This is a genomic window from Gordonia aquimaris, assembly GCF_026262595.1.
Lineage (GTDB): Bacteria > Actinomycetota > Actinomycetes > Mycobacteriales > Mycobacteriaceae > Gordonia > Gordonia tangerina.
Map to the genome: position 1 here is coordinate 1 of NZ_JAPKFM010000055.1, position 4,996 is coordinate 4,996.

The window sequence follows — 4,996 nt, forward strand, 5'->3', positions numbered from 1 at the left end:
CATCGAATCTGGCTGTGGGGCTGCTGATGGCAGCAATTCGGCACTGAGGTTCGTCCTGACCATCAGCCAGTCCTCCGGGATATCGCTCCGGCCGGGAGCGGTCTTCGGAGTCATGCTACGCCAGATTTGTTGATCCGGAAGACATTTCCTTCTGGATCACGCAGGACAGATTGATATGCACCATAATACGTCGTGTAGGGAGCCTTGACGAGGCGACCGCCGGCTGCGACTGCTGAGTCGGTGAGGGTGTCGACGTCCTGTTTGTCGTGGACCTCGAAGGTCCAGAATGCTGCTGCTGCATCACCGATCGGGGTGTCTTGCGGAAGGTCGAGCAGACTGATGGCGGCCGTAGTGTGAAACCCGAGGATAGTGTCGCCGAGTCTAAGCGCGCGGAAGTGGTCGGAGGACAGCTCAGTGGCTGTCGGTAGCGCGAAAACGCCTGCGTAGAATACTGATTGCGCAACGATATCATTACAGATGACGCTCACGAACGAGAGCGATACGCTGGGGAATGCCGTCATTTGAGTCTCCTTGGGGAGATCTGGTCCAGTTAGTGGGGGTGGCTAGAGTTGGCCGGCGGGCAATAGCGTTGGCGCCAGGCATGACCTGCTGAACTGCACGGTTGTAGAGCGTTAATCAGCTGACAGTGGCTGCGAGGGCCCGTCGGCGCAGGTACTCGCCTGCTTCGATCGGTGCCAGGTTCGTGTTCTTGCCGATCGGAGCGGGCATCGGTTTGATGACGGCGTCGACGTTGGCATCGCAAAACTGGATGAGTGAGATCAGCTCTTCTTTCGGTGCCTGATCCTGCGGGGGCAGGACGCGGTGGCGGGTCGATCGCCACCGATCGCCGGTCCATCGGGCCATGAGGTCGCCGATGTTGATGACCAGTGCTCCTTGTACGAAAGGTGCGTCGAACCACTGTCCGTGGCTTTCGACCTGGAAGCCGCCGTATCCGACCTGACGGTCGAGCAACGTGAAGATGCTCCAGTCGGTGTGGGGGCCGACACGAAATTGGCCATCCTTGGGTGCGCCGGTCTCTTCCATGGAAGGGTAGCGGTTGATGTTGAGGGTGCGAGTTCCGTTGGCGCAGCGTTCGATGAACCAGTCTGTGCCCAGTCCGAGCGCCGCACCGCAGATGCGGAGCAATTCGTCGTATACGCCGTACATCTGATCCATGTAGCGGTTGGCCTGGGCTTCGAGTTCTGGCACCTCTGTGGGCCACACGTTGGCTCGAAACCAGTACTCGTCTATAGCGGGATCACCGGTGAGGTGATTGCGTCCGATGGTGTAGCTCTCTTTCATGTCGGGTTTGTCGGCGTCTGCGTCCTCTCCGTCGAATGAGTTGGCCTCTCTGCCGCTTGGAAGCCAGCCGCGGCCTCCGACGGTGGTTTCGTATTGCGCCTTGATCTGTGTTGGTAGGGAAAAGAACCGTTTCGCGGCTTCTCGCAGGCTCGCTCCGAGGTGGGCGGCGACGCCATGGTTCGCGAGCAGCAGAAAGCCTGACTCAGTGAGTGCGCGATCCACTTCTGCAGCGACTGCCGCCCGGGACTCGTTGTCTCCGGTGCGCCACGAGTTGAGGTCGATGAGCGGAATGTGTGGTTGGTTCATGGTTTTCCTTTTGTCGATATTGACGAGGGCGATGGCAGGGGGTTGTGCCTTAGCGGCGTCGCTCAGGCTTGGCCGTAGCCGTTCGAGGCGGCAAGGACCCGCGATGCTTCCCGGACGGCGGCGGTGTTGGCCTTACCTTGCTGGGAACCAGCGAGTTTGGCCTTGATGTGGTCGCGGACCACGATTGGTTCGTACGCCAACCCGTCGGCAGCGTCGAGATGGCTTGGCAGTGTCGCAATGGTGGCGTCGATGTTGCCGTCGTGGAAGAAAGCCACCGATCGGCGGCGCTGGATGGTGCCGTCGATGATGGGTGGCTTGACGCGATGCAGAGTCGACATCCAACGGTCGTTGGTCAACCGGGCGGTAAGGTCGCCGAGATTGACCAGCAGGGCCCCATCGATGGGCTGGACGTCATGCCAGTTGCCCTCGCGGCCAAGTACTTGCAGGCCAGGGACTTGATCAGCCCACAGTACGGTGACAAGTCCAAAGTCTGTGTGCTCGCCCATGCCGGTGAGATCGCCATCAAGGGTGACGGTGCCTTCGGGGAGCGCGTAATTGTTCATGCGTAGTACGTCAACCGAGTGGTCGGTGAGGTACTCGAAGTAATCGTGTGGCAGGTTCAGAGCATCGGCGAAGACGGTGGTCAGGGTGCGTGCGACTCGTGAGGCGTGGACATAGTACTTTTCGACGTTGGTGCGGAAGTTGGCGATGTCCGGCCACACGTTCAGGCCGTAGTCGTCCTCGGAGAGGTCCAAACCTGCGAACGACTGTGCCTCTGTGCCAACATTGAACGCCTCAAAGAAGTCGTTCATCCGTGTCGCAGATTCCAGTCCGAGGCTCAAGCTCAACGATTCGCTCTTCGGGGGTGTGTAGCCGCGATTTCCCTCGACTATGTAGCTCTTCTTGAGGTGCAAGGGCATGGCGAAGAAGGCGTCGACCGCGTCGGACAGCCCGACAAGTACGTCAGCGGGGATGCCGTGGCCAAGAACCTGGATGAACCCGACAGTGGAGCACGCGACATCGAGTTGACGGGCCGTTTCTGCTCGGGCGGCGATGGTGCGTTCCGAGGTGTACGAGCTGATGTCGACGGCGGGGACTTGAAATGTCTCAGCGGTGTCAGGATTTGGAAGCGACATGTGCGTCTTCTCCGATCATGTTGTGGGCTGCAAATCGGGATGAGTCCGACTTGTCGGGTGTCATGGCCCGGCGGGCGTTAACCCCGAGTGCCGTGTGATTGAGAGCAAGGTTGAGTGTGAACGCAGTGATCGCGGCCAGGGTGATACCGCTGCCCAGCACGATCTGGGTGGAGTCGGGGAACTTAGCGAACATGCCGGGCATGAAGGTAGGGAGTAGCCCCACGCCCACAGTGGCCGAGGCGATAGTCATGTTGATTGGGTCACCGAGGTTGATGTGACGGAGTGTGTTGATTCCGACGATCGCGACCACGGCGAACATGATCAATCCGACGCCCCCGATGACCGGGCCCGGAAGGCCCGCTACAAAGGCGCCGAGCTTCGGCACCAAGCCCAGCGCGATCAGGATGACTCCGCTGACTGCCGTGACGTATCGACTGAACACCCTTGTCGTGGCAACCGCGCCGACGTTGTTGGTGTACACGGTGTCAATGAAGGCGTTAAAGACGGCTCCGAAAATGCCCGAGATCGCGTCGCCGGTCAGTCCGCGGGCGAGGTCACCACGGCCGATGTCTTTGCCCGTAATCTCGCTCAGCGCCAGAATGCTAGCGGTGGATTCAGCGAACACCACGATCATCACGATCGTCATCGCAACGACCGCCGTCAGTGGGAATTGTGGAGCACCGAAGTGGAACGGCTGGGGAACCCCGAACCAGGACGCATCTCCCACGGCGTCGAGGTTGTAGAGACCCAGGGGCAGCGCGACTGCAGTGCCGATCATTAGCGCCAGCAGCACCGCGAGCTGCCGCCAGATACCGCGACCGAGACACAACAGCGTCACTGCGATGGCGATAACCAACACTGCAAGACCAATGTTGCCGGGCGAAGCGTAGTCGGCGGCTTGGGTGTCTTGACCGACAATGAGTCCCCCTGCGACGCCGATCAGCGATAACCCCACGACAGTCAGGACAGCCCCGGTTACCAGGGGCGGGAAATAGCGCAACAGGCCAGCAAAGGCCCAGGCGAGAGGAATGCCGATGACACCGCCGAGCAGCATCGACCCGTAGACCGCCGGCATACCGTACTCATGGGCGATCAGAATCATGGGCGTCAACGCCGTGAAGGTGCCACCGCAGATCACCGGCAATCGCACCCCGACCGCCTTCCATAGCCCGATGCTCTGAACAACGGTGATGGCCCCCGATATCAGCAAGTCGGCCGAGATCAGAACACCGATGTCAGAAGCGTTTAGTCCGACCGCGGCACCGAATATCAGCGGCACACTGACGCACCCGGCATACATGATCAGCACGTGTTGAAGACCGAACGCGAACAAGCGTGGGATCGGGGGTCGGAGATCAACGGGGTGCGCATCCGAGGGAGCGTCGGGTTCAGAGACAGCAGGCATGGAATACTCCGGAAGGGTGGGAAAGCGTGGCTCGCCAATACTCTCTAGGAAATATTTCATTGGCTGGATCAATAAAGTTGCGGTGCTGTTTCCGTTGTAACTGCTTGGTTACGTCCGCGACACCAGGTCCGTTTTGGCTGCTTTCGGGGCTGCTACCTTGCGTAGGTGGATGTTGATGACCAGCTGTTGCTCGCGCGGTCTCTGGGAGCCTCGATCCGGGCCGCGCGTAAGGCGGCGCAGCTCACCTTGTCCGAACTCGCACGAAGGACCGATCTCTCCCAGCCCTTCCTGAGTCAGGTGGAAAACGGAAACACGACACCCAGTGTGATCAACCTGCACCGGATTGCGCAGACCCTGGGCACCACCGCGCACGACCTGCTCGAGCAGAGCAACCGGTCGCCGGTCAAAGTAGTCAGGGCACAAGAAGCGCGACGCTACAACCTCAGCCCCTCGGCAGTGTTGCGTTTCTGCGTTACCGGCACCCGTCTCATGGACTGCAACGAGGTAACCGCCGAGCCACATAGCGCCGCCGAATCGGGAACAACCCACGCCGGTGAAGAGTTCGTGTACGTCATCTCGGGCGAGATTCGACTCAACATTGACGGCCAAGACGTCGCGCTGCGCGCCGGCGACACCGTCTACTACTCGGCCAGCGTCCTCCACCAGTGGTTCAACGACACTGACGAGACCGCCGTATTCCTCTTCGTAAGCACGCCCCCCAGCTTTTAGGTGGTGGGAGTCCCGGTTTAGGCCACCTCCGCTTCGGAGGCGGCCGTCTCACGGTAGCGCGTCTCGTACTCGATGGGCGGGCAGTAGCCGATCGCTGAGTGCAGCCGCTCGGTGTTGG

5 protein-coding genes are annotated in these 4,996 nt (G+C 60.6%); 1 reads left to right on the top strand and 4 read right to left on the bottom strand.

Annotation, left to right across the window (positions count from 1 at the left end):
• Positions 1-110: 110 nt before the first annotated feature.
• The 4 genes from OSB52_RS24445 to OSB52_RS24460 all read right to left on the bottom strand — a co-directional run bounded on the left by OSB52_RS24445 (position 111) and on the right by OSB52_RS24460 (position 4,149).
• Positions 111-521 carry a VOC family protein gene (locus tag OSB52_RS24445; RefSeq protein ID WP_266063931.1) on the bottom strand — a complete coding sequence of 137 codons (411 nt, stop codon included), beginning with the start codon at positions 519-521 and terminating at the stop codon, positions 111-113.
• Between the two features lie 115 nt (positions 522-636).
• The gene (locus OSB52_RS24450; RefSeq protein ID WP_266063933.1) at positions 637-1,608 is read right to left on the bottom strand and encodes an isopenicillin N synthase family dioxygenase; all 972 of its coding nucleotides are present in this window, start codon (positions 1,606-1,608) and stop codon (positions 637-639) included.
• Between the two features lie 62 nt (positions 1,609-1,670).
• Positions 1,671-2,744, bottom strand: coding sequence for an isopenicillin N synthase family dioxygenase (locus OSB52_RS24455; protein WP_247450503.1), 1,074 nt, complete (start codon positions 2,742-2,744; stop codon positions 1,671-1,673).
• Complete coding sequence (locus OSB52_RS24460; protein WP_266063935.1) at positions 2,725-4,149, bottom strand: uracil-xanthine permease family protein; 1,425 nt, start codon at positions 4,147-4,149, stop codon at positions 2,725-2,727. Before OSB52_RS24460 ends, OSB52_RS24455 begins: the two co-directional genes overlap by 20 nt.
• A gap of 165 nt (positions 4,150-4,314) precedes the next feature.
• Between OSB52_RS24460 and OSB52_RS24465 the strand changes: the two genes are divergently transcribed.
• A complete protein-coding gene (locus OSB52_RS24465) occupies positions 4,315-4,878 on the top strand; it encodes a helix-turn-helix domain-containing protein (RefSeq protein WP_266063937.1) in 564 nt (187 codons plus the stop codon).
• Positions 4,879-4,996 lie beyond the last annotated feature (118 nt).

Bases quoted from the DNA above. Each gene is read 5' to 3' on its own strand.
- OSB52_RS24445 (WP_266063931.1), bottom strand. From the start codon at position 521: ATGACGGCATTCCCCAGCGTATCGCTCTCGTTCGTGAGCGTCATCTGT.
- OSB52_RS24450 (WP_266063933.1), bottom strand. From the start codon at position 1,608: ATGAACCAACCACACATTCCGCTCATCGACCTCAACTCGTGGCGCACC.
- OSB52_RS24455 (WP_247450503.1), bottom strand. From the start codon at position 2,744: ATGTCGCTTCCAAATCCTGACACCGCTGAGACATTTCAAGTCCCCGCC.
- OSB52_RS24460 (WP_266063935.1), bottom strand. From the start codon at position 4,149: ATGCCTGCTGTCTCTGAACCCGACGCTCCCTCGGATGCGCACCCCGTT.